Annotated in this window: 20 protein-coding genes and 1 tRNA gene; 16 read left to right on the forward strand and 5 right to left on the reverse strand. The window is 65.9% G+C overall.

Translation table 11 applies throughout. The annotated features are described in order from the left end of the window. The first annotated feature begins 92 nt into the window (after window positions 1-92). The 3 genes from serA to ACZLZQ_RS07105 all read left to right on the forward strand — a co-directional run bounded on the left by serA (window position 93) and on the right by ACZLZQ_RS07105 (window position 5281). The gene (gene serA, locus ACZLZQ_RS07095) at window positions 93-1685 is read left to right on the forward strand and encodes a phosphoglycerate dehydrogenase (RefSeq protein ID WP_472948758.1); all 1593 of its coding nucleotides are present in this window, start codon (window positions 93-95) and stop codon (window positions 1683-1685) included. Window positions 1686-1932: 247 nt separating this feature from the next. After that, entirely contained in the window at window positions 1933-3225 is a 1293-nt protein-coding gene (locus ACZLZQ_RS07100) for an adenylosuccinate synthase (RefSeq protein ID WP_472948759.1), read from the forward strand. Between the two features lie 226 nt (window positions 3226-3451). Then, window positions 3452-5281, forward strand: a complete 1830-nt coding sequence (locus ACZLZQ_RS07105; RefSeq protein ID WP_472948760.1) for a hypothetical protein — start codon at window positions 3452-3454, stop codon at window positions 5279-5281. 108 nt (window positions 5282-5389) lie between these two features. Here the strand turns inward: ACZLZQ_RS07105 and rpoH are convergent, their stop codons facing one another. Then, window positions 5390-6295, reverse strand: coding sequence for an RNA polymerase sigma factor RpoH (gene rpoH / locus ACZLZQ_RS07110; RefSeq protein WP_472933710.1), 906 nt, complete (start codon window positions 6293-6295; stop codon window positions 5390-5392). A gap of 236 nt (window positions 6296-6531) precedes the next feature. Then, entirely contained in the window at window positions 6532-7578 is a 1047-nt protein-coding gene (locus ACZLZQ_RS07115) for an RluA family pseudouridine synthase (protein WP_472948761.1), read from the reverse strand. Window positions 7579-7668: 90 nt separating this feature from the next. Here ACZLZQ_RS07115 and ACZLZQ_RS07120 point away from each other — a divergent pair, with 90 nt between their 5' ends. Continuing rightward, window positions 7669-8001: a fimbrial protein gene (locus ACZLZQ_RS07120; protein ID WP_472933708.1), complete on the forward strand. Its 333-nt coding sequence runs from the start codon at window positions 7669-7671 to the stop codon at window positions 7999-8001. Between the two features lie 99 nt (window positions 8002-8100). After that, a tRNA-Glu gene (locus ACZLZQ_RS07125) sits at window positions 8101-8175 on the forward strand. Between the two features lie 93 nt (window positions 8176-8268). Here ACZLZQ_RS07125 and ACZLZQ_RS07130 read toward each other — a convergent pair. Both ACZLZQ_RS07130 and ACZLZQ_RS07135 read right to left on the reverse strand, forming a co-directional pair. Further along, window positions 8269-10590: a methyl-accepting chemotaxis protein gene (locus ACZLZQ_RS07130; RefSeq protein WP_472948762.1), complete on the reverse strand. Its 2322-nt coding sequence runs from the start codon at window positions 10588-10590 to the stop codon at window positions 8269-8271. Between the two features lie 293 nt (window positions 10591-10883). Beyond that, on the reverse strand, window positions 10884-11162 hold the full coding sequence (locus tag ACZLZQ_RS07135) for a hypothetical protein (RefSeq protein WP_472933706.1): 279 nt from the start codon (window positions 11160-11162) through the stop codon (window positions 10884-10886). 320 nt (window positions 11163-11482) lie between these two features. Here ACZLZQ_RS07135 and ACZLZQ_RS07140 point away from each other — a divergent pair, with 320 nt between their 5' ends. From ACZLZQ_RS07140 to ACZLZQ_RS07190, 11 genes are all read left to right on the forward strand, one after another. Further along, window positions 11483-13201 carry a methyl-accepting chemotaxis protein gene (locus ACZLZQ_RS07140; protein WP_472948763.1) on the forward strand — a complete coding sequence of 573 codons (1719 nt, stop codon included), beginning with the start codon at window positions 11483-11485 and terminating at the stop codon, window positions 13199-13201. A gap of 115 nt (window positions 13202-13316) precedes the next feature. Then, window positions 13317-13616 (forward strand): STAS domain-containing protein, encoded by a 300-nt coding sequence (locus ACZLZQ_RS07145; protein WP_472933705.1) that lies wholly within the window; start codon window positions 13317-13319, stop codon window positions 13614-13616. After that, complete coding sequence (locus ACZLZQ_RS07150; protein WP_472933704.1) at window positions 13613-13981, forward strand: response regulator; 369 nt, start codon at window positions 13613-13615, stop codon at window positions 13979-13981. The genes ACZLZQ_RS07145 and ACZLZQ_RS07150 overlap by 4 nt, the downstream gene beginning before the upstream one ends. 117 nt (window positions 13982-14098) lie before the next feature. Further along, window positions 14099-16360, forward strand: coding sequence for a chemotaxis protein CheA (locus ACZLZQ_RS07155; protein ID WP_472933703.1), 2262 nt, complete (start codon window positions 14099-14101; stop codon window positions 16358-16360). Window positions 16361-16362: 2 nt separating this feature from the next. Further along, the gene (locus ACZLZQ_RS07160; RefSeq protein WP_472933702.1) at window positions 16363-16821 is read left to right on the forward strand and encodes a chemotaxis protein CheW; all 459 of its coding nucleotides are present in this window, start codon (window positions 16363-16365) and stop codon (window positions 16819-16821) included. 70 nt (window positions 16822-16891) lie between these two features. Further along, a complete protein-coding gene (locus tag ACZLZQ_RS07165) occupies window positions 16892-17773 on the forward strand; it encodes a CheR family methyltransferase (protein WP_472948764.1) in 882 nt (293 codons plus the stop codon). After that, window positions 17770-18789 carry a protein-glutamate methylesterase/protein-glutamine glutaminase gene (locus tag ACZLZQ_RS07170; RefSeq protein ID WP_472948765.1) on the forward strand — a complete coding sequence of 340 codons (1020 nt, stop codon included), beginning with the start codon at window positions 17770-17772 and terminating at the stop codon, window positions 18787-18789. The genes ACZLZQ_RS07165 and ACZLZQ_RS07170 overlap by 4 nt, the downstream gene beginning before the upstream one ends. Before the next feature lie 86 nt (window positions 18790-18875). Next, entirely contained in the window at window positions 18876-19265 is a 390-nt protein-coding gene (locus tag ACZLZQ_RS07175) for a response regulator (protein ID WP_472933699.1), read from the forward strand. Then, the gene (locus ACZLZQ_RS07180; protein WP_472948766.1) at window positions 19262-19795 is read left to right on the forward strand and encodes a chemotaxis protein CheD; all 534 of its coding nucleotides are present in this window, start codon (window positions 19262-19264) and stop codon (window positions 19793-19795) included. Before ACZLZQ_RS07175 ends, ACZLZQ_RS07180 begins: the two co-directional genes overlap by 4 nt. 32 nt (window positions 19796-19827) lie before the next feature. Further along, window positions 19828-20178: a DUF8776 family protein gene (locus ACZLZQ_RS07185; protein WP_472933697.1), complete on the forward strand. Its 351-nt coding sequence runs from the start codon at window positions 19828-19830 to the stop codon at window positions 20176-20178. Window positions 20179-20411: 233 nt separating this feature from the next. After that, a complete protein-coding gene (locus ACZLZQ_RS07190; RefSeq protein ID WP_472948767.1) occupies window positions 20412-22325 on the forward strand; it encodes a methyl-accepting chemotaxis protein in 1914 nt (637 codons plus the stop codon). Window positions 22326-22510: 185 nt separating this feature from the next. On the opposite strand, the gene ACZLZQ_RS07195 is transcribed toward ACZLZQ_RS07190, so the two are convergent. Further along, complete coding sequence (locus ACZLZQ_RS07195; protein WP_472933695.1) at window positions 22511-22972, reverse strand: hypothetical protein; 462 nt, start codon at window positions 22970-22972, stop codon at window positions 22511-22513. Between the last annotated feature and the right edge of the window lie 117 nt (window positions 22973-23089).

Here is a 23089-nt window from a genome sequence, read left to right on the forward strand (position 1 = left end):
CCGCGGCCTGCTGTCCCACGATTCATAACAGCACCCCCCGGGTGCTTACTCTTCAGCGCTGGCACCGCCCAGCAAACCGGTAGGATAGATCAATGGCCCCCCGCGTTCTCGTTTCCGACCAGCTCTCCCCCACCGCGGTCCAGATCTTCAAGGACCGCGGCGTCGAGGTCGACTACATCCCCGACCTTGGCAAGGACAAGGACAAGCTCCTCTCCGTCATCGACCAGTATGATGGCCTCGCCATCCGCTCCGCCACCAAGGTGACGGAAAAGCTGATCGCCGCCGCGACGAAGCTGAAAGTGATCGGCCGCGCGGGTATCGGCGTCGACAATGTCGATATCCCCGCCGCCTCGCGGAAGGGCATCATCGTGATGAACACGCCTTTCGGCAATTCCATCACCACCGCCGAGCACGCCATCGCGCTGATGTTCGCCGTCGCTCGCCAACTGCCCGCCGCCGACATCTCCACCCAGGCCGGCAAGTGGGAGAAGAACCGCTTCATGGGCGTCGAGATCACCGGCAAGGTGCTCGGCATCATCGGCTGCGGCAACATCGGCGCCATCGTCGCGGCGCGCGGCGTCGGCCTGAAGATGAAGGTCATCGCCTTCGATCCCTTCCTCTCCTCCGAGCGCGCCGCACAGCTCGGGATCGAGAAGGTGGAGCTGGAGACGCTGTTCCAGCGCGCCGACTTCATCACCTTGCACACGCCGATGACCGACAAGACGCGCGGCATCATCGATGCCGCGGCGATCGCCAAGATGAAGGACGGCGTTCGCATCATCAACTGCGCCCGCGGCGGCCTCGTCGTGGAGCAGGACCTCGCCGACGCCATCAAGTCGGGCAAGGTGGCGGGCGCCGGCGTCGATGTGTTCGAGACCGAGCCGGCGACCGACTCGCCGCTGTTCAACCTGCCGAACGTCGTGTGCACGCCGCATCTCGGCGCCTCGACCGAGGAGGCGCAGGAGAACGTCGCGCTGCAGGTCGCCGAGCAGATGTCGGACTACCTCATTTCCGGCGCCGTGCAGAACGCCCTCAACATGCCCTCGATCTCCGCCGAGGAGGCGCCACTGCTGACGCCTTTCGTCAAGCTCGCGGAAATCCTCGGCTCCTTCGTCGGCCAGGTCACCGAGGACCCGATCAAGTCGGTCGAGATCGTCTATGACGGTGCGCCGGGGACGATGAACACCCGCGCTCTGACCAGCGCGGCACTGGCCGGCCTGCTGAAGCCGCTGATGCAGTCGGTCAACATGGTCTCGGCCCCGCTGATGACCAAGGAGCGTGGCATCCTCGTCTCCGAGGTCCGGCGCGACAAGTCGGGCGTGTTCGATGGCTACATCAAGCTGACGGTGACGACCGAGAAGTTCTCGCGCTCGGTCGCCGGCACCTCGTTCTCGGATGGCAAGCCACGCTTCATCCAGATCAAGGACATCAACATGGAGGCCGAGGTCGGCCGCCATATGCTTTACACCACCAACAAGGACGAGCCCGGCATCATCGGCGAGCTCGGATCGCTCTGCGGGCGCAACGACATCAACATCGCCAACTTCCATCTCGGCCGCAACGAGAAGGGGGGCGACGCCATCGCCATCCTCTATCTCGACGAGCCCTTGTCGGAAGGTGTGATGGATGAGATCCGCGGGCTGAAGAAGATCGGCCAGGCGAAGCTCTTGTCCTTCGACATCTGATCAAGCTGAAAAGCGTTGGGGGAGGGGCGTCCTGTCCCTCCCGCTTCAGCTGGCGATATCGCGGGGGATGCGGGCGGAAAACGCTCGCTGTGCCCTCGCTTCCCCGGCGCTCCCTGACTATAGTCCGGCCGTTTTGCGAAGCCCCGTTCTGAGCCCTCATCCGGCCGAACATCGGGCGGCGTCGTTTTCCATGGCCTGAGGCCGGGGCGCGATGCAGGAGAGGGCGACCTGCCCGGAGGAGAGTTGCATGGCCAATGTCGTCGTCGTCGGATCGCAGTGGGGCGACGAGGGGAAGGGCAAGATCGTCGACTGGCTCTCCGAGCGTGCCGATGTCGTCGTCCGCTTCCAGGGCGGCCACAATGCTGGCCACACGCTGGTGGTCGACGGGGTCTCCTACAAGCTCTCACTGCTGCCTTCCGGCGTCGTGCGCTCGGGCAAGCTGTCGGTGATCGGCAATGGCGTGGTTTTCGATCCGCATGCCTTCGTCGCCGAGAAGACCCGGCTCGGCGCCCAGGGCGTCTCAATCACCCCCGAATCGCTGCGCATTTCCGACAATGCCTCGCTGATCCTGTCGATTCACCGCGAGCTCGATGCGATCCGCGAGAACGCCAATACCGGCACCAAGATCGGCACCACCCGCCGTGGCATCGGCCCGGCCTACGAGGACAAGGTCGGCCGCCGCGCCATCCGCGTCATGGACCTCGCCGATTCCGAGATCCTGCCCGAGCGCGTCGAGCGCCTGCTCGCCCATCATAACCCGCTGCGGCGCGGCCTTGGCGTCGAGGAAGTGTCGGCGCAGACCATCCTCGACGAGTTGACCAGCGTCGCCCACGAGATCGTGCCCTATATCGACCACGTCTGGAAACTGCTGGACACCCGCCGCCGCGCCGGCGACCGCATCCTCTTCGAGGGCGCGCAAGGCACGATGCTCGACATCGACCACGGCACCTATCCCTTCGTGACGTCGTCCAACACCGTCGCCGGGCAGGCCTCGGCTGGTTCCGGCATGGGTCCCGGCAGCCTCGGCTTCGTGCTCGGCATCACCAAGGCCTACACGACCCGCGTCGGCGAAGGCCCGTTCCCGACAGAGCAGCTGAACGAGATCGGCGATTTCCTCGGCGAGAAGGGACACGAGTACGGCACCGTCACCGGTCGCAAGCGTCGTTGCGGCTGGTTCGATGCGGTGCTGGTCCGCCAAGCCGTCGCGATCAACGGCATGACCGGCATGGCGCTGACCAAGCTCGACGTGCTCGACGGTCTCGACGAGCTGAAGATCTGCGTTGGCTACCGCCTCGACGGCAAGGAGATCGACTACCTGCCGGCGACGCTCGGCGCGACCGAGCGGCTGGAGCCGATCTACGAGACGCTGGAAGGCTGGAAGGAAACCACCGCCGGCGCGCGCCGCTGGAGCGACCTGCCGGCGCAAGCGGTGAAGTACGTCCGCCAGATCGAGGAACTGGTCGGCTGCCCGGTGACGTTGCTGTCGACCTCGCCGGAGCGGGACGACACCATTCTCGTCCGTGATCCCTTCCAGGATTAAGGCTGCTTCGGGTCGGCCTGACGCAAGCTGCCTGTGATCGAACACATTGATGCTGCAGAGAACTTGTCGAAAATCGATTCCGGTTTTTGCAGCGATGATGTACTGACCGGCAAGCCGCACCGGCAGCGGCAGCCGCGCTTTCGGTCGCTGGTGATATGCAGTAGGGTCGACGTCGAAATATGCATCTGCAACAAATACCTAGACGATCAGTAAGGGGCTGCGATCCATGGCGGATTTGAGCGCGGTTCTGCGCAAGACGATCGATGGCCTGCCGAATGCATCGCCCGAACTGCGGGCCAAGGTCTATGACAAGGCCCGCGCCGCGATCGAGCGGCAGATTGCTGCTGCTAATCCGCCTTTGGCGGAGGAGCTGATCGAGGCCCGTCGCTCGGCTTTGGCCGACGCGATCGACCGGACCGAGGATCATTATCTCGGCCAGGAGGAAGCGCCAGTTGCCGCTCCGGCGCAGGTGGCGCCGAAGCCGCCAGCCCCGGTGATCGAGCCGCGGGCGGCGATGCCTGCGCCGCCGCCGAGGGCGCCGGTCACTACACCGTCTGCGCCGTCCGCCGCGTCCGCCCCGCTGCCGCATGTCGATCGTGGCCCTCGCCCGTCTGCAGGCGTCCAGAAGCCGGCCTGGCCGACGGCGACCAGCAGCGGCAGCGAGCTTGCCATGCGCGCCGACCCGCGCCGCGACCCGGTGCGCGGCGAGCCGGACGCGCCGCGCGTCCCCGATGCCGGCCGAGGTGGCCTCGACTCCCCGCGGACCGAGGTTCGCACGAACCGCCCGCCCGAGCGGCGGGAGCCGAGCGCCGAGGGCATGATGCCGTCGCCGGGTGCGCGACCAACTGGCGCTTCCGGTCTCGACACCTCCGCCATCCCCGTCGCCGACGTTGCCGCCCCGCGCTATGCCAATGGCCGGCGTCCCAGTCAGAAGACCCGAAGCCGTTCCCCGGCGCTGGCCGGCATCGCCGTGGTCATCGGACTCGGCGGTGCGGCAGCGCTTGCCTACGTCTACAAGGACCAGCTCGAGGCGATGCTGGTGGGGCCGAACACGGCTGCCACGACGGCGACCGCCACGGCGACGCCGTCTGCCGGAACCTCTGCCTCGACGCCGGCGACCGTCGACGGCGGCGATGTCGCGGCCCTCGTGCCGCCGTCCGCTACCGGCACCGGCGCCGGCACCGCCGCACCCAAGCGCCGTTTCACGCAGCGGCTGCTGCCGGACGGGACCGAGGTCGACGAAGGCCCCGGTGCCGGCACAGGCGCAGACTTCGGCGAGGGCACCAACATCGCCGCGGCCTCCCCGGACGTGACGCCGGTGCCGCTGGTGCCGCCAGTGGCGACAGCGCCCGAAGCGACGACGCCGGAAGACGCAGCAACGGAAGGCACAGATCCGGAAGGGACCGATCCCGAAGCCGAAGCGGACGTGCCGCCGGCCGCTGCCGAGGCGACGCCGGCGCCCACGACCGAATCCGCTGCGCTGACGCCCGGCGACGCCGCAGTGCCCGCGGTCGCGCAGAAGGCTGTCTTCTACGAGGAGCGGACCGAGACCGAGCAAGGCTCGCAGCGCGGCGGCAACGTCGTCTGGAGCGTCGTCGAGGAGGCACCGAGCGACGGGGCCCCGCCGGAGCCGGCGATCCGGGCCGTTGCCGACGTGCCGGAGGAAAACCTTCGGCTCACCATGACCATCCGCCGCAATACCGACGACACGCTGCCGGCGAGCCATGTCATCGAGATGATGTTCGACGTGCCCGCGAACTTTGCCGGTGGCCAGATCGCCAATGTGCAGCGCCTCGCCCTGAAGCCGACGGAGGAAGCCCGCGGTGAGCCGCTGATCGGCGTCGCCGGCAAGATCTCGGACGGCTTCTTCATCGTCGCGCTGAACAATCTGGCACAGGCGACGCAGACCAATCTCGGTCTGCTCGGCAAGGAACAGTGGATCGACATTCCGCTGGCCTATTCCAGCGGACGCCGGGCGCTGATCTCGATCGAGAAGGGCATTCCGGGCGACCGCGTGTTCAAGCAGGCGATGGACGCCTGGGCCGCCAAGACCTGAACCCGCGACGGCGTCCGCGCTGCTTTGAGGATTGGGAAAAGGACTAGCCAAAAGAAAAGGCCCCGAAGATCGGGGCCTTTTCAGTATCTGTCGTCGGATGGAGGCCGATCAGGCCGGCTCGAGGACCCGCAGCTGCCGCTGGGCGGCCTCGGCGGTGTCCTTCACCGCCTTCTGCACCTTCTCGAAGGCGCGCACCTCGATCTGGCGCACGCGCTCGCGGCTGATGTCGAACTCGTCCGACAGGGCCTCAAGCGTCAGCGGATCTTCCGACAGCCGCCGCGCTTCGAAAATGCGGCGCTCGCGGTCGTTGAGGACGTCCATTGCGCGGTGCAGCATGCTGCGCCGCTGGTCGAGTTCGTCCTGCTCGACGAGCATCGCTTCCTGGCTCTCGGACTGGTCGACCAGCCAATCCTGCCACTCGCCGGACTCGCCCTCGGTCGCGCGGATCGGCGCGTTCAGCGAGGCGTCGCCGGAGAGGCGGCGGTTCATCGAGATGACCTCCTCCTCGCTGACACCGAGCTGCGTCGCGATGTGCGCCACCTGATCAGGCTTCAGGTCGCCTTCCTCCAGCGCCTGGATCTTCGACTTCATCTTGCGGAGGTTGAAGAACAGCCGCTTCTGGTTGGCGGTCGTCCCCATCTTCACGAGGCTCCACGAGCGCAGGATGTATTCCTGGATCGAGGCCTTGATCCACCACATCGCGTAGGTCGCCAGGCGGAAGCCGCGCTCGGCGTCGAAACGCTTGACCGCCTGCATCAGGCCGACATTGCCTTCCGAAACGACTTCGCCGATCGGCAGGCCGTAGCCGCGATAGCCCATGGCGATCTTCGCCACCAGGCGCAGATGGCTGGTCACGAGGCGGTGGGCGGCCTTGCGGTCATCATGCTCGGCATAGCGCTTGGCGAGCATGTACTCTTCCTGCGGTTCCAGCATGGGGAACTTGCGGATTTCTTCGAGGTAGCGGCTGAGACCGCCTTCGCCCGAGGCTATGCTCGGCAGATTGGACTGGGCCATGAAACTGCACCCTCCTTGACGTGACCGGCCGCCTCTTCTGAGGCCGACCGTGCCCTGGACCGCGTCACCGCCGATCCCGGCCAACTCGATGTCCTCATGACATCGCAAAAGTTCGCGCCTGAAATACGGCGTGACTTCTTAAATAGACCGGTCGGTATAAAACCGCCAGTCCCTTTCACATGATCGTGCGCATTTGCTAGTCCAAAGGCCGAAGACGCCTTGGCAGGGCATCGGGATTAAACCGTCATCCCAAGGGCCGAGGCGAGATTGCGCATGTCCAGAGGGATATCGCTTTCGAACAGCATCGGTTCCCCGGTGACCGGATGCTCGAAGCCCAGCTGGAAGGCATGCAGGGCTTGGCGCCCGAAAGCCTCGACGACGGTACGCTCCGATGGCTCCAGCTTGTTCACCTTGGTCATGAACCCGCCCCCATAGGTCTCGTCGCCGATCAGCGGGTGGCCGATATGGGCCATGTGCACGCGGATCTGGTGCGTTCGGCCGGTCTCCAGCCGGCATTCGACCAGCGAGGCCAGCGTATCCTCGCCGGGCGACGAGCGGGCGATGACGTCGAAATGGGTGATCGCCTCGCGGGCGTCCGGCCGGTCGGCGGCGACGACGGTGCGCTTGGTGCGATCGGTGTTCGACCGGCCGAGCGCGGCCTCGATCGACCCGCTGCGGCGAAGGGGCGCGCCCCAGACCAGCGCCCGGTAGGCCCGCTGCATCCGCCCGTCGCGGCCGTGCGCGGCGAACTGCTCGGCGAGCGAGCGGTGCGCGATGTCGGTCTTGGCGACCACCATGACGCCGGTCGTGTCCTTGTCGAGCCGGTGGACGATGCCCGGGCGCTTCACTCCGCCAATGCCCGAGAGGCTGTCGCCGCAATGGTGGAGGAGGGCGTTGACCAGCGTGCCCGTCCAGTTGCCGGGGCCGGGATGCACGACCAGCCCCGACGGCTTGTCGACGACGACGAAGCTTTTGTCCTCATAGAGGATCGAGAGCGGAATGTTCTCCGGCAGCGGGTCGGCATCGACCGCTTCCGGCACCAGCATCTCGACGACGTCGCCCTCCGCCACCTTGCGCTTGGTGACGCGCGCCGGGGCTCCGCCGACCGTCACATCGCCGGCCTCGATCAGTGCCTGGATACGGCTGCGCGAGAGCACGCCCGGAAACTGCGCACTGAGAAACTGATCGAGTCTCAGCCCGCTCGAGGCGGCATCGACGGTGAAGCTGCTTGCTTCCGCATCTTCGGGGATTGTAGGACCGGTAACGATGAAATCCTCCGACATGGCGGGACAGTTGTGCGGCCCCGATGACCCGCGCCCGCTTCGGCCGCGCGCGGAAGGGTCATTAGGGGCGACGGAAAGAAAGCGACTGATATGACCGACCTGCCCGACGACGAGGCCCCGCTCGATCCCGCCACCGAGCGCCTGCGCCGAAAAATGGTGCGGCTGCTGGCGGTCGCCGTGGCGACCATGCTGATCGGCGTTATGGCGGTGCTCGGCGCCGTTGTCTACAAGATCAACCAGACGCGCGCCGTTCCCAGTACGGCCGAGATCGCCCTGCAGCTGCCCGCCGGCAGCCGGATCGAGAGCATGGCGCTGGATGGCGGCGAGGCGCTGCTGCGGCTTTCGGGTGGTGCGGACGACCTCGTCCGGGTCGATCTCGCCACCGGCATCATCACCGCCCGCTACCGTATCTCTGCGCCCTGACGACCGCAGTTTCAGGGTTTTTCCACATCCCATCCTCCGGTCGGCAAAAAGGGGGTTGCCATCCCGAAAGCCTCTGGCTATATCCGCGTCACTGGTCACGCGCCCATCGTCTAGCGGTTAGGACGACGCCCTCTCACGGCGTAAACAGGGGTTCGATTCCCCTTGGGCGTACCAGGTTCCCCCCATCTAAATAGCTTCTGCATTTTGTATCCGTTTTCGCTGTGATCGCGAAAGCCGTGCCAAATGGCGATGTTCGACCGTTGCGGACTAGGCGACGAGTCGCGGTGTCCGGGAGGCGGCCGAGCGGCGACCGGCTGACGTGGCGGTGCCAAGCGCACGCGCGGCGGATGACGAGGGCGCCTCGATCCGAAACCGGCCGATCAGCGCCGTCAGCTCCGCCACCTGTTTCGCCAGTCCTTGGCCGGCTGCGGTGGATTCTTCCGCCATGGCTGCGTTCTGCTGGGTGAACTGATCCATCTGGCCGACGGCGATGTTGACCTCGCCGAGGCCCGTCGCCTGTTCGTTGGTGGCCACCGCGATGGTCGCGATCGTCCCGCTGATCTCGGTGATCCGGCCGACGATCTGCTCCAGGAGCGTGCCGGTCTCGCCGACGAGCCGTACCCCTTCGTCGACATGCAGGCTCGATGCCGCAATCAGCGTCTCGATCTCCTTAGCGGCTTGCGCCGACCGCTGGGCAAGGCCGCGGACCTCCTGCGCGACGATGGCAAAGCCGCGCCCGGCTTCGCCCGCCCGCGCAGCCTCGACGCCGGCATTGAGGGCCAGGAGATTGGTTTGGAAGGCGATCTCGTCGATCGCGCCGATGATGTTGCCGATCTTCTTCGACGATTCGAGAATGCCGCTCATCGCGCCGACCGCCTGCCGCGCGACTTCGCCCGAGCGTTCGGCGTCGACCTTCGTGGCGGCGACGATCTCGCTGGCCTTGGTCGCGCCGCCCGCCGTGCGCCTGACATTGGCGGTGATCTGGTCGAGGGCGGCGGCGGTCTCCTCTAGGCTGGCCGCCTGCTGCTCCGTGCGCCGGGAGAGGTCGTCGTTCGCCTCGGCAATCTGCCCTGTGACCGCCGAGATGGTCGAGGTCTTGTCGCTGATCGTGCGCAAGGTGTCGCGCAGGATCGTCGATGCGGCGGAAAAGTTCAGCTGCAGGTCGCGGTACTCGGCCGGGAACTCGGTGTCGATGCTATGGGTGAGATCGGTCTCGGCGAGGCGCTTCAGCGCGGTCGAGAGGGCCTGCACGACAAGGCGCTGGTCGGCGGCATGGCTCTGGGCGGTCGCCGTCGCTTGCCGGGCCCTGTCGGTCGCGCCGTAGCGCTGGTCCATCGCCTGGTTCTCCGAGATGTCCTTCGCCGCCATAGCCTTCTCCAGCACGGCGAGGGCGGTCTGCATCTGCAGGATCTCGTTGCGCACTGCCGCACCGCCCAATTCGGACAGCCTGTCGGCCGGCGTCTCCTTGGGAACGCCGACGAAGAGAATGCCGATCACCTCGGTTCCGCTGATGATGGGCTCGTAAAGCGCGATATAGGTCGTGCCGAGAATATCGCTGTCGCCGCGGTACATTTTCGACTGTTCAAAGATCGCGGTTAGCGCTGGTCCTGCCGCGAGCGTCGTGCCGAGGGCCCGCGTGCCGTCGTCCTGCTGAACATTCGTCGCCACGCGCGTCGTCCGGTGGAAGACCGTCGCCTTGCCGCCATGCAGCCGCTGGACGTCGTCGACGATGTCGTTGGCCCCGTTGACGAGGTATTCGCCGAAGTAGAGCTGGTCGCCGATCTGGTGCGGCTTGCCGTGCGCGTACAGCTTTTCCCGGAGCGCGGTCAGGTTTGCTTCCAGGCTGGACTGCGTCCGGGTCGCGATCTCGCCCTGCAGCGAGGAGACCGCCCGGCGCGACAGCGAGGCCGCCACGTCGCTGACGGGCTGCACGATGGTGCGACGGATCAGCAGGAAGACCCCGGCGACTATGATGAGGAGGATGGCCGCCGTCGTGGCGACCAGCCAGGTCAACACCGGCGTCTGGGCCGTCGCCGCCGCTTCGACACCGGACGCCCAGACGTTGGCGTCGGTGACGATGGCATCGATGACGGCACGGTGCCGGTCGTAGATTTCGCCGAGGGTCTGGTAGGAGGTCGCCACCGACGCCGTGTCGCCGCGGCTCAAAGCCGGCAGATACACCGTCTCGGTCTCATGCCAGAATTTGTCGCCTTCACCCCCGGACATCTGGGTCAGGGAGGTCTTGAGGGCTTCTGGAATGTCGGAAGCCTGCCAGTAGGCCCGCCGGTCGTCGAAATCCTTGCGCAGCCTTCCAAGGCGCGCGATCTCGGCCGCGCGGTCCCCGTTGCCGTTCCGCAGGAGAGTGATCTGCAGATAGGCCTCGACCAGGTATTCGGGCGGCGGCAGAATGTCAGCCACGAGGTCCTTGCCGGCAATCACCATCCGGTAGTGCTGACCGCCGATGCCCACCGTCTTGATGCCATAGAGCGCGACACCGACGACGATGGCGAGGCCGACGACCATGACGGCGCCAACTCCGCCGATGAGCGAGGCAACGGAAACGCGCCGCGCCAGGGAGGTGAACATCATGCCATTCGCTCCTCGAAAGAGGGTGAAGTCATCGGGCGTGATGCTGCGCGTCGGGACGCGCCAAGCAAGTTCGGCCTTCCGCAAAGATAGCCGGCTAAAATTAAAAATGCCTCTAGGGCGGGTCCGGCGAGACGGCGGGGACAATGCGGACGCCACGACCCTCCGACCCGGGGCCGGTCTCCCAGGTTCCACTTGCTCGTCCCGTCGCCGCCGTCGGGTGACGCGTTCGGCGCACCCGACCTACGACCTTCGACAACCCGGCTGCAGCCGAGGGTCGCCAAGGACGCGCTGGATCAGACGGTAATCGAGCCGCTCGCGATCAGCTTGGTCACATCGAGTTCGCGCAGCTTCTGCGTTCGGCCAAGTTTGCCGCCGAGCGCGAGAACCTGTTCTCCGGAGAGCGGCAGGACGAAGCGCTTGCTGACGATCCGCGGCTCGCCGCCCGGCTGGGCGAATTCAGTCCATTGCAGCCGTCCGGGATACTGCCCTGCGGTCAGCGTGATGCCGCCATCCAGTTCGACGGTTTCGACGACGGTATAGACGCGGTCTTCGTATGCTGCCCTGCCGGCCATGTGTTTTCCCTGCTTTGCTTGGTAAACCGTGCTTATGCGCTCTTCCGGCTAAAACACCAATTCAAGCCTTCAGTCAGCGCCGCCGCGTCGGGTTATCGAGTACCGAAGACGTCTGAGAGCCGCATGGCATCACCGAAACTGCGGTGTTTAGCGGGCGATGTCGCGACATCGCCAAGGCCCGCGTCGAGGCAACGGCAGACGACTACCGAAGACCTTACCCCACGAAACATTTTAGTCACCTAAGAAATTAGAAGCGTCTTAGTGATTAGCGCATATCGTTAGCAGGCTAAAGGACGGCGCAGTTGGCGTAGGAGTCCCAGATGGTTTCATTCTTCCAGTCCAGTGCTGCCGACGTGTTGAACGCCATGGGTAAATCCTTCGCGATCATCGAGTTCGATCCCACCGGCAAGATCCTCACGGCCAACAAGAACTTCTGCCACGTCCTTGGTTACGAACTCGCTGACATTACCGGTAAGCATCATTCGATGTTTGTTGATCGGGCCTATGGCAGCTCGGCGAAATACCAGGAATTCTGGAAGCGGCTGGCGGCGGGCGAGTTCGTCTCGGGACAATTCAAGCGGTTGTCGAAGAGCGGCGAGGCGGTCTGGATCGAGGCTTCCTACAATGCCGTCACCAATGCCCGCGGTAAGGTCTACAAGGTGGTGAAGTTCGCCGCCGACGTCACCGCCGCCAAGCGCATCGCCCTCGACGAAGCCGGCAAGCTAGCGGCCCTCGGCCGGTCCCAGGCCGTCATCGAGTTCACCCCGAGCGGCGACATTTTGGGAGCAAACGGCAACTTTCTCGATGCCCTCGGCTATCGTGCCGAAGAAATCGTCGGGCGGCATCACAGCATGTTCGTCGACCCGTCCTATGCGCGTAGCCCGGAATACGCGGCCTTCTGGACCGCCTTGCGCAATGGCGAGTATCAGGCCTCGGACTTCAAGCGCTTCGGCAAGGGCGGTCGCGAGGTCTGGATCCAGGCGTCCTACAACCCGATCCTCGACGACAACGGCGCCGTGACGAAGGTGGTAAAGTTCGCCACCGATCTGACGGACCGGATGAAGGCGGTCGACACGGTCGGTGTCGCCCTCGGACGACTGGCTGAGGGCGACCTCGACCAGCGCCTCGATACGGCATTCATCCCCTCGCTGGAATCGCTGCGGATCAATTTCAACCAGTCCGTCGAGAAGCTGAACGCTGCGCTGCGGTCGGTCAGCGAGAACGCCACGGCGATCCATTCGAGTGCCGACCAGCTCCGTTCGGCCGCAGACGACCTCGCCCGCCGTACCGAACAGCAGGCTGCGGCGGTCGAGGAAACCTCGGCGGCTTTGACCCAGATGGCCGGCACGTTGAAGCTCTCGAGCAACCGGGCTGACGAGGCCGGCGGTCTCGTGGCCAAGACCCGGGCCGATGCGGAGCGCTCGGGCCTGATCGTCGGCGAGGCGATCGCGGCGATGAGCCTCATCGAGTCATCGTCTGACGAGATCGGCAAGATCATCGGCGTCATCGACGAGATCTCGTTCCAGACCAATCTCCTGGCGCTCAACGCCGGCGTCGAGGCGGCACGGGCGGGTGAAGCGGGCAGGGGGTTTGCCGTGGTGGCGCAGGAGGTGCGCGGCCTTGCCCAGCGTTCGGCGACGGCAGCCAAGGAGATCAAGGAATTGATCTCGACCTCCGGCCACCAGGTCGAGGCCGGCGTCCGGCTCGTCAGCCAGACTGGCGAGGCGCTGGAGTCGATCGGCCGGCGGGTGGCCGAGGTCGACAGCCATGTGTCCTCGATCGTGGAATCTGCCCGCAGCCAGTCAGCTGGCCTGCAGGAGATCAGCCTTGCCGTCGGCACGATCGACAAGGGCACGCAGCAGAATGCCGCGATGGTCGAGGAGTCGACCGCGGCCAGCAACGAACTGGCCGGGGAGGCCCGCTCCCTGACGGTGCTGCTTGAAGGCTTCAGCCTTGGAGACGCTGCCCATACCCGCCAGGGGTCGCCGGTGCACCAGCTGAACAGACGGGTCTCCCAGGCTTTCGGGGCCCGGACATGACGGCCCGGGATCCTACCGCCGCCCAAGACACTCGAAGCGCAGTCCTCAAGAAAGGTCTTTTCATGCGCCTGAACACCACCCCCATTCGCCCAGCCAGCGCCCTTGGAGGCTTCTGATGGCGAGCGACACGTCAAAGGGCGCGGCCGTCGAACTGCCCGCGCGCCTCGATCTGACCGCCGCTGCACCGCTGCATGAGCAATTGCTCGGGCTGCGCGGGGAAGCGCTCGAGATCGATGCCTCCAAAGTCGAAAGCCTCGGCGGGCAGTGCCTGCAGGTGCTTCTTTCGGCCGTCGTCACCTGGAAGGCGGACACGGTTCCGCTTCACATCACCAACGCCTCACCCGGTTTCGAGGGCGGCCTCCGGCTGCTCGGCCTGAGCCTCGACAGCTTGCTCGACAAGGAGATTTCACAATGAAAATGACCATTCTGACGGTCGATGATTCCCGTACCATGCGCGAGATGCTGCGCCGGGCGCTCGAGGACAGCGGCTTCAACGTGGTGCAGGCCGAGGACGGCGTGCACGGCCTCGAGGTGCTCGACGGCATGGACCGCCCGGACGTGATCATCACCGACGTCAACATGCCCCGCATGGACGGACTGACGTTCATCGAGGAAGTGCGCAGCGAGCAGGCCCGCCGGGTGATCCCGATCCTTGTCCTGTCGACCGAAAGCGACGTCGAGAAGAAGGCCCGTGCCCGCAAGGCCGGCGCCACCGGCTGGATCGTCAAGCCCTTCGACCCCGTCAAGCTTGTCGACGCCATTCGGCGCGTCGCGGCCTGACGCTCGCTACGGCGAGACAGGTTTGAAACCGCATCCGTAACCATCCCGTCCGTGCGGCGGGAATGGCCGACCCGCCGACCGGCGCGGCCAAGAGAGCTGGCTAAAGAGGACTGAGCGATGGACGCGATGGCGGAAATCCGGGCGACATTCTTTGAGGAATGCGTCGAGCAGCTGGGTGAACTGGAAATCGGCCTGTTGGCCATGGAGAACGGTGAGGCCGATTCCGACACCGTCAACGCGGTTTTCCGCGCCGTTCACTCGGTCAAGGGCGGGGCGGGTGCATTCAACCTGAACGATCTCGTCCACTTCGCCCACATCTTCGAAACGACGCTGGACGAGGTTCGCTCGGACCGGCTGGAGGCGACGAACGACGTCGTCAAGATCATGCTGCGCGCCGCCGACGTGCTCGCCGACCTCATCACCGTCGCCCGCGATGGCGGTTCGGTCGATGCGGCGCGCACTAAGGTTCTTGTCGCTGAACTGAAAGACCTGGTGCCCGGCGCCGCCAGCGCCCGTATGGCCGCCGTGCCCGAGCCGGTGGAAGAAGACGAGAGCGCGCTCTTCCCCGATGGCGACGGGGACGGCATGGACGGGTTCGATTTCGTCCCCGTGGCGATCGACTTCGACGATCTGATGGGCGGCACGCTGGCCGGCTTCCGCATCACGTTCAAGCCGACACCCGACATGTACGCGAAGGCGAACGAGAGCGCCCGGCTGATCCGCGAGCTCGCCGCGCTCGGCGCGATCGACATCGAGTGCGACACGTCGGAAACCCCGCTCCTCAGCGACCTCGATCCGGAAAGCGCCTTTCTGTCCTGGACGGTCACGCTGAACACGGATGTCGGCGAGGACGCGGTCCGCGAAATCTTCGAGTTCGCCGAGTTCGATTGCGCCCTCAACATCGAGGCGCTGATCACCGAGAACCCGGAAGGCCCGGATGACGATGGCGGCAACGAGGCGGTCGACGCCGAGACCGCGGCGCTTCTCGCCCGCCTCATGGCCGGCGGCGGTGCCGAGGATCCGGAAGCCCCGCCGGCCCCGGCGGCGGCCAAGCCCGCTGCCGCAAAGCCTGCCGTAGTGAAGGCCGAGGAACCGGCCGCCCAGAAGGCAGCCAAGCCCGCCGCGGCGGCGGCGCCCGCGGCTGCATCCGGCGAGGGTGGCGGTGCCCAGCCGGGCGCCACCATCCGCGTCGATCTCGAGCGCGTCGACCGGCTGATCGACCTCGTCGGCGAGCTGGTGATCCACCAGGTCATGCTCTCGCAGCGGGTGACGCTGGCCGGGCTTGCCCGCGCCACCGATGTCGCCGTCGGCCTGGACGAACTGGAGCAGCTGACCCGCGAGATCCAGGACAGCGTCATGGCGATCCGCGCCCAGCCGGTGAAATCGGTGTTCCAGCGCCTGCCGCGCCTCGTGCGGGAGGTCGCCGACGCGACCAAGAAGATGGTCAAGCTGGTGACCGAAGGCGAAGGCACCGAGGTCGACAAGACGGTCATCGAGCGTCTGTCGGATCCGCTGACGCACATGATCCGCAACGCCATCGACCACGGCCTCGAACTGCCGGCCAAGCGTTTGGCCGCCGGCAAGCCGGAGGAAGGCACGGTCCGCGTCGCCGCCATGCACCGTTCGGGCCGCATCGTCATCGAGATCTCCGATGACGGCGCCGGCATCAACCGTCCGGTTGTCCGCGACATCGCCATCAAGAAGGGCCTGATCCCGCCGGACGCGGCGCTGACCGACGAGGAGACGGACAACCTGATCTTCCTGCCGGGCTTCTCTACCAAGGAGGAAGTGTCCGAGCTGTCGGGCCGCGGCGTCGGCATGGACGTGGTCAAGCGCTCGATCCAGGCCCTCGGCGGCCGTGTTTCCATCGCCTCCAAGCCCGGCGAGGGCTCGATTTTCTCGATGAGCCTGCCGCTGACGCTGGCCGTGCTCGACGGCATGATCGTCTCCGCGGGCACCCAGACCCTGGTGGTGCCGCTCACCGCCATTATCGAGACGCTGAAGCCGAAGGCGAGCGACGTGCGCGGCTTTGGCAGCGACCAGCGGCTGATCTCGGTGCGTGACAGCTTCCTGCCGCTGATCGACGTCGCCCAGCAGCTCGGCTACCGCGACGGCGCAACCGACGCGATGACCGGTGTCGCGATCCTCGTCGAAGCCGAGAACGGCAGCCGATCGGCGCTCCTGCTCGATGGCATCCAAGGCCAGCGCCAAGTCGTGATCAAGAGCCTCGAGGCCAATTACGGCCATGTGCCGGGCGTCGCGGCCGCCACGATCATGGGCGACGGGCGGGTGGCCCTCATCCTCGACGTCGACGCCGTCACTGCCACCTCGCGTTTCGAGGCGAGCTTCTTTTCAAACAACCTTCAGGCAGCGGAGTGACCATGAACAGTCATAGCGAAAATGCCGGCATGCGCGAGCTCATCGCCTTCCGGATCGGCGAGCAGGAATTCTGCGTCGACATCATCACGGTGCGCGAAATCCGCGGCTTCGCGGCGGCGACCCCGCTGCCGCACGCCCCGAATTTCGTGGTCGGCGTTATCAACCTGCGCGGCACGGTGCTGCCGATCGTCGACCTCGCCGCCCGCCTCGGTTTCGGCCCGACGGTGCCGACCGCCCGTTCGGTCGTCATCGTGGTGCGGATCGACCGTCAGCTGGTTGGCCTCCTCGTCGACGCGGTGTCGGACATCCTGACCGTCACCGACGATCTTTTGCAGGCGACGCCGGACGTCGCCTCCGAGATCGCCCGCAGCTTCGTGCGCGGGGTCATGGCCTTCGAGGGGCGGATGATCTCGATGATCGCGGTCGACTCGGTTCTGCCACAGACCGAACTCGCCGCCTGACACTGACTTCTTCAAGGTGCGTCGTCCGGTTCGACCCGGCGACGCCTGAACTTCGCGCAAGGGCGCCCCGATGGCCAGACCAGAAGCAGAGCGAGCCGAAGCCAGCCCCCGCGGCGGCTCGAACGAGTACATCCTGTCGGAAAGCGATTTTGCGACCATCGCCAAGATCCTGCACGACGATTCCGGCATCCTGCTCGTGCCGGCCAAGCGTGATCTCGTCTATTCGCGTCTCGCCAAGCGGCTGCGGGCGCTCGGCCTCGGCAGCTTCAAGGAATATTGCGGCTACATCGCCGGCACGGAGGGTGCCAGCGAGCGGATGACCATGCTGGCGGCCCTGACCACCAACGTCACGCATTTCTTCCGTGAGAAGCACCATTTCGAGTTCCTGAAGGCCCAGGTCCTGCCGCCGCTGCTCGACGCCGCCAAGCGGGGCGGGCGGGTTCGGATCTGGTCGGCCGGCTGCTCGAACGGCCACGAGCCGTACTCCATCGCCCTCACCATCCTGTCGATGATGCCGGATGCCGCCGAGCGCGACATCAAGATCCTTGCTTCCGATATCGATCCCAACGTCGTCGCCTTCGGCCGCGCCGGCATCTACGACGAGAACGCGCTGGAGCCGGTGCCGCGGCCGATGCAGCAGCGCTGGTTCCGGCCGGCGCAAGGCGGCCTCGAGGTCACCGACCCGATGCGTGAGCTCGTCTCTTTCCGCGAGCTCAACCTGATCGGCGCCTGGCCGATGCGGGGCGGCTTCGACGCCATTTTCTGCCGCAATGTCACGATCTACTTCGACCAGCCGACGCGCGAGAAAATCTGGCACCGCTTCTGCCAGCAGCTGCATCCGCAGGGGTTCCTGTTCATGGGCCATTCCGAGCGGCTGACGGGAGCCGCGACCAAACACCTCGTCTACGAGGGCACGACTTCCTACCGCCGGCTCGAGGGAGAGGTGGCATGATCCCGGTCAAGGTGCTTATCGTAGACGATTCGCGCACAATGCGCGCCTTGCTGAAGCATGCGCTCATTCAGGACGCCGCGATCGAGGTGGTCGGCGAGGCGGCGAGCCCGGTCGAGGCCCGCGACATGATCAAGGCGCTGGATCCCGATGTCGTGACGCTCGACATCGAGATGCCGAAGATGAATGGCCTCGAATTCCTCGAAAAGATCATGCGGTTGCGGCCGACACCCGTGATCATGGTCTCGAACCTGACCCAGCCGGGGGCGGGCGCTACCTTGCGCGCGCTCGAGATCGGCGCCTTCGACTGCATCTCGAAGCCCAGCGGCGCCGGCGGCAACACGCTGGACCACCTGCCGGGGCTGATCAAGGAAGCGGCGAAGTCGAAGCGCCGCATGGCCCAGCAGCACGCGCAGATGAAGGCGCCGCATTTGCAGCGGCCCGACGCTGTCCACAACGCCCGCTGGCCGGATCTCGTGGCCATCGGGTCGTCGACCGGCGGCGTCGAGGCGCTGATCCAGGTGCTTTCGGATTTCCCGGCGGCCTGTCCGCCGACGCTGATCGTCCAGCATCTGCCGGCCGCGTTCACCACCTCGTTCTCGGCCCGGCTCGACAAGATCTGCCGGGCTAGCGTCGGCGAGGCGAAGGATGGCGAGGAGCTGAAGGCCGGCCATGTCTACATCGCGCCCGGCGGCCTGCACATGACCGTTCAGGGGCGCCGCGGTCAGCGGCTGCAGCTCGATCAGGAAGACCCGATGACCGGGCACCGGCCGTCGGTCGACCGTCTCTTCCACTCGATCGCCGACAATTTCGACGGACGCGCCACTGGCATCATTCTGACGGGAATGGGCCGGGACGGTGCCGAAGGACTTCTGCGCATGCGCGAGCGCGGCGCGCGGACCATGGCCCAGGACGAGGCGACCTCGCTCGTCTATGGCATGCCGCGGGTTGCCTTCGACATTGGCGCCGCCGCCCAGCAGGTAGCCTTGCGCGACGTCGCGCGGGAAACATTCGGATAAGCGAGCAACCTTTTTCTGCAGTTCGGGCACGTCATGCCGAGAGCTTGTCTGACACCCTTCAATTCTAGAATGCAAAGGAGCCAGCCATGGCTTTCAAGGCACAGCTCAAAGTTCTCGTGGTCGACGACCAAAGGACCAGCCGCATGCTGATCAACGACGCGCTGGACCAGATCGGAATTCGTCAGATCGCCTTCGCTGCCGATGGCGAGGAGGCTTTGAAGATGATGATGACCGCGCCGAGCCATGTCGTGATCTCCGACTTCAACATGCCCAAGCTCGATGGCCTGCAGCTCTTGAAGGCGATCCGCGCCTTTCCCGCGACCAAGAAGACCCCGTTCTTCATCCTGACCGGTCGCGGCGACCGCGAGCTGGTTCAGAAGGCGGCCGCCCTTGGGGCAAACAACTTCCTGATCAAGCCGCTGACGGCTCCCGTGCTCTTGAAGACCCTCGAAACCGTGCTGGGGAGACTCCAGTGACTGACGCCTTACCAAGAAGACGCCTGCACATCATTCAAGGCGAGGCCAAATGGGGCCGCGGCGAGGATCTCGTCCTCACCACGCTTCTCGGCTCCTGCGTCTCGGCTTGCATCCGCGATCCGATCGCCGGCGTCGGCGGCATGAACCACTTCCTGCTGCCGGGTGGCGGTGAGGGGCATGGCCAGTCGCGCTCGGAGAGCTACGGGCTCTACCTCATGGAGCTTTTGATCAACGGCCTGCTGAAGCTCGGAGCCCGGCGCGAGCGGCTCGAGGCGAAGCTCTTCGGCGGCGCCCGCACGGTCGGCGGCCTGTCCGACATCGGCGCGAAGAACGCGGCCTTCGCCAAGCAGTTCCTGGATATGGAGGGCATTACCTACACCGGGGGCAATGTCGGCGGCGAGAACGGCCGGCGGCTGGAATACTGGCCGCACACTGGCCGAGCTCGGCAGATTCTGCTCGAAAAATCCGCAGCGCTGCCGGCACCGCCGGTTCGTGTCCAGCAATCCGGCGGCGACCTCGAACTCTTCTAGTGTCTGCTCCCCTTCCGACCAGGACCGCTCCCATGTCGCAAACGCAAGTTTCCTCGATCCTCGCCCGCCTTTCGTACGAGCTGCACGCGCTGGCCGATGCGACGGATGATTTCCACCATCTCGCCTTCTCCGACGATGTGGCGGCCCGCCTGAACGATGCCGACTATATCCGTGCCACGCAGAGCATCGACCACACCCAGCAAATCCTAGCCAACCTCTCGGAGTTCACCGCTTGCCTCGCCATGGCGTCGCCAGTGGACCTGACGCTCAACCCGACGCAAGCGCTGCAGCTGATCACCCTCGGCGAGCTCCGTCGCCGCCTCGAAGATGCGCCTGAAGCCACGGTTGAGGTCGAGGACGAAGGCGATACCGAGTTCTTCTGAACCGGCTATAAGTCGCCAGGACGCCATCCACCTTCGGGTTTCTCCGCGCTGTCCCGCTCGTCCGGCGACTGCTCTTGTCCGCCTTGCGACTGCTTGGTGGGCACTGTGGGCCTCCCCGGCGCGCTTGGTTTGTCGATGGAAGGGCGGCGTCAAAGAAGCATCAACCTTAACGGGATTTTATTAGCCGCGACTTATGTTTCAGGCATGCCCCCGCATACCTGAAAGCAGAGTCCATGTCCTTCCAGAACCTTCGCATCTCTCGGAAGCTGCTGATCGCTTTCGCGACCATTTTTGTGATGTCGAGCGTCGCCACCGGCCTCGTCTACCAGAAGATCCAGGCCGTCGCCGCGCTGGACGACGCGAACCGCAACAGCATGCTCCTCTCGGCCGAGGTCGAGCACCTGTCGAAGTCCATGCTCGAGCAGCAGAGCGCGGTCCGGGGCTTCCTTCTGACCGGTGACGAGACTTTCGTCGCCGCCTACCAGACGGCGCAGACGGATTTCGTGGCCAAGGCGGATCGCTTCACGCAGGAGACGGTCCTGCCGGAGCAGCGCGAGCGCATTTCGCAGCTTCAGGAATTCGTGGCGAAATGGCAGAAGGAGCAAGCCGAGCCGCAGATGGCGCTCTGGCGGGAGCCTACCAAGCGCAAGCAAGCCCTGGCCATGACCGGCAAGATCGGGCTCGGCGACGGCGAAGCGATCCTTGTGTCCATCGCTGAGGCCCAGAAATCCATCGTCGCCGGACGGGTCGCCGCCTCCGATGAAGCCGAAGCGACGGCGGTGAAGGTTCTCGCCGGCAGCGCGGTTTTCGAGGGACTTCTGGCGATCGGTCTCGGGCTGCTCCTCGCCCGATCCGTCGGCCGGCCGATCACGCAGATGACACAGGCGATGCGCGGCCTTGCCGGCGGCGACACGCAACTCGACGTTCCCTCGACCCATCGCCGCGACGAAGTGGGCGAGATGGCAAGGGCAGTCGAGAGCTTCAAGCTGGCGGCGCTCGAAAAGATCCGACTCGAGGAGGCGGCGGTTATCGCGCAGCGCTCCCAGGCGGCGCGGCAGGACGAGCAGAAGGCCGTCGACCACGCCAAGGCCGATAACCTCAGGCTCTTCGTCCAGGCGGTCGAGCGCGGCTTTGCGGCCCTCTCGGACGGCGATCTCACCGTGCGCATGGATCAGGCGGTGGCGCCCGAGTTCGAGCCGATCCGCGCGACCTTCAACGAAAGCGTCGGCAAGCTGGAGACGACGATCGGGTCCGTCGTTGGTGCCGTCGGCGTCATCCGGATCGGCCTCAACGAGATTTCCGTAGCGTCCGGGGACCTTGCCCAGCGCACCGAGCAGCAGGCGGCGAGCCTCGAACAGACGGTCGCGGCGCTCAGCGAGGTGACGCGCTCGGTCAACGAGGCAGCGACGAGCGCGGAAAAGGCGCAGGCGACCGCCGCCACCGCGCAGCAGAATGCCGAACGTGGCGGCGAGGTCGTCGGGCGCGCGGTCGAGGCGATGAACCAGATCGAGACCTCCTCCGACAGGATCGGCAAGATCATCGGGGTGATCGACGAGATCGCCTTCCAGACCAATCTTCTGGCGCTCAATGCCGGCGTCGAGGCGGCGCGGGCCGGCGAGGCGGGCAGGGGCTTTGCCGTCGTCGCCCAGGAGGTGCGGGGCCTCGCCCAGCGCTCGGCCGATGCCGCCAGGGAGATCAAGACGCTGATCTCCACCTCGCGCAGCCAGGTCGAGCAGGGCGTCGCGCTGGTGACGGCGTCCGGAAAATCACTCGACGAGATCGTGACGCAAGTGGCGGAAATGGCCGGCGCCGTCGCCGGCATCGCCACCAAGGCACGCGAGCAGGCGGTGAGCCTGCGCGAAGTCTCGGTCGCCGCCGACCAGATGGACAAGGTGACCCAGCAGAATGCGGCCATGGTCGAGGAGACCACCGCCGCGGCACAGAACCTGTCGACCGAGACGACGGAGCTCGCCGGCCTCGTCCAGCAGTTCCGGACCAGCCATTCGGCACCCGCCAGACGGCAGGCCGCGGCACTGCGCGCGCCGGTTGCCCGGGACAGCGGAAGGGTCGTCCAGATGCGTCAGACCGGGAGCGGCGGCGCCGCCGTCAAGGCGGTGCCGGCCCAGGACGGCTGGGAGGAATTCTGACCGCCCGCGCTTGCCGCTGATACGGCAGCCTCACGCATTTGAAACAGGAAAGGCCACCGGTTGCGACATGCGCTCGGTGGCCTTGGTCATCGTGCTGCAAGGGCGGTGGCGAGCATCCGGCGTATCCGGCCTCAGAGCGCCGTACGTCCTGGAGGACGTACAAAGGACGCTCCGTCTTATTGGTTCTAGAGCACGCCGGCGTCGCGGCAGGCGCTGTAGATGTCGATCGCCTTCGCATTGGCACCGGCTACGCGGCGAGCCTTGAAGGCGAGGGTGCCATCTGCGGTGTTCGGCTTGCCGCTGCCGTCGAACAGCGTCATCCCCGACGCCGAGCCGCTGGCCTCGTTGATGTTGACGAGACCGCAGATTACCAGGTCGCCCGAAGACTGGCGCCGCGCCGAGACCGGGCCGAACTCCAGCGTCCGCCCATCCTCGAATTCGGCGGAGAACTGCGCCTTCACGTCGGCCAGCTGCACCGGCGTCAGCGTGTAGGGGGTCGTCGCCACGCTGGTTTCCGGCACGCCATAGCGAAACAGCTCGAAACGCGGCAACGCCATGCCCGAGAGATCGATCTTCGGGGCGTTCATGCCGGAGCAGCCGCTGAGGCTCGTGATGATCAGGCCGGCAAGGATGAGACGATGGCGCATGCGACTTGGTTCTTCTGATTCACCTGATAAGTAAAGACTTTCGTCCGCGCCGTGCGGACACTTTGTCACGCGGCAGAACGCATTTCGTGAAGCCGCCGGTCGCATGGCCGTCATGCT

The organism is Mesocryomonas lacus (genome assembly GCF_055730105.2).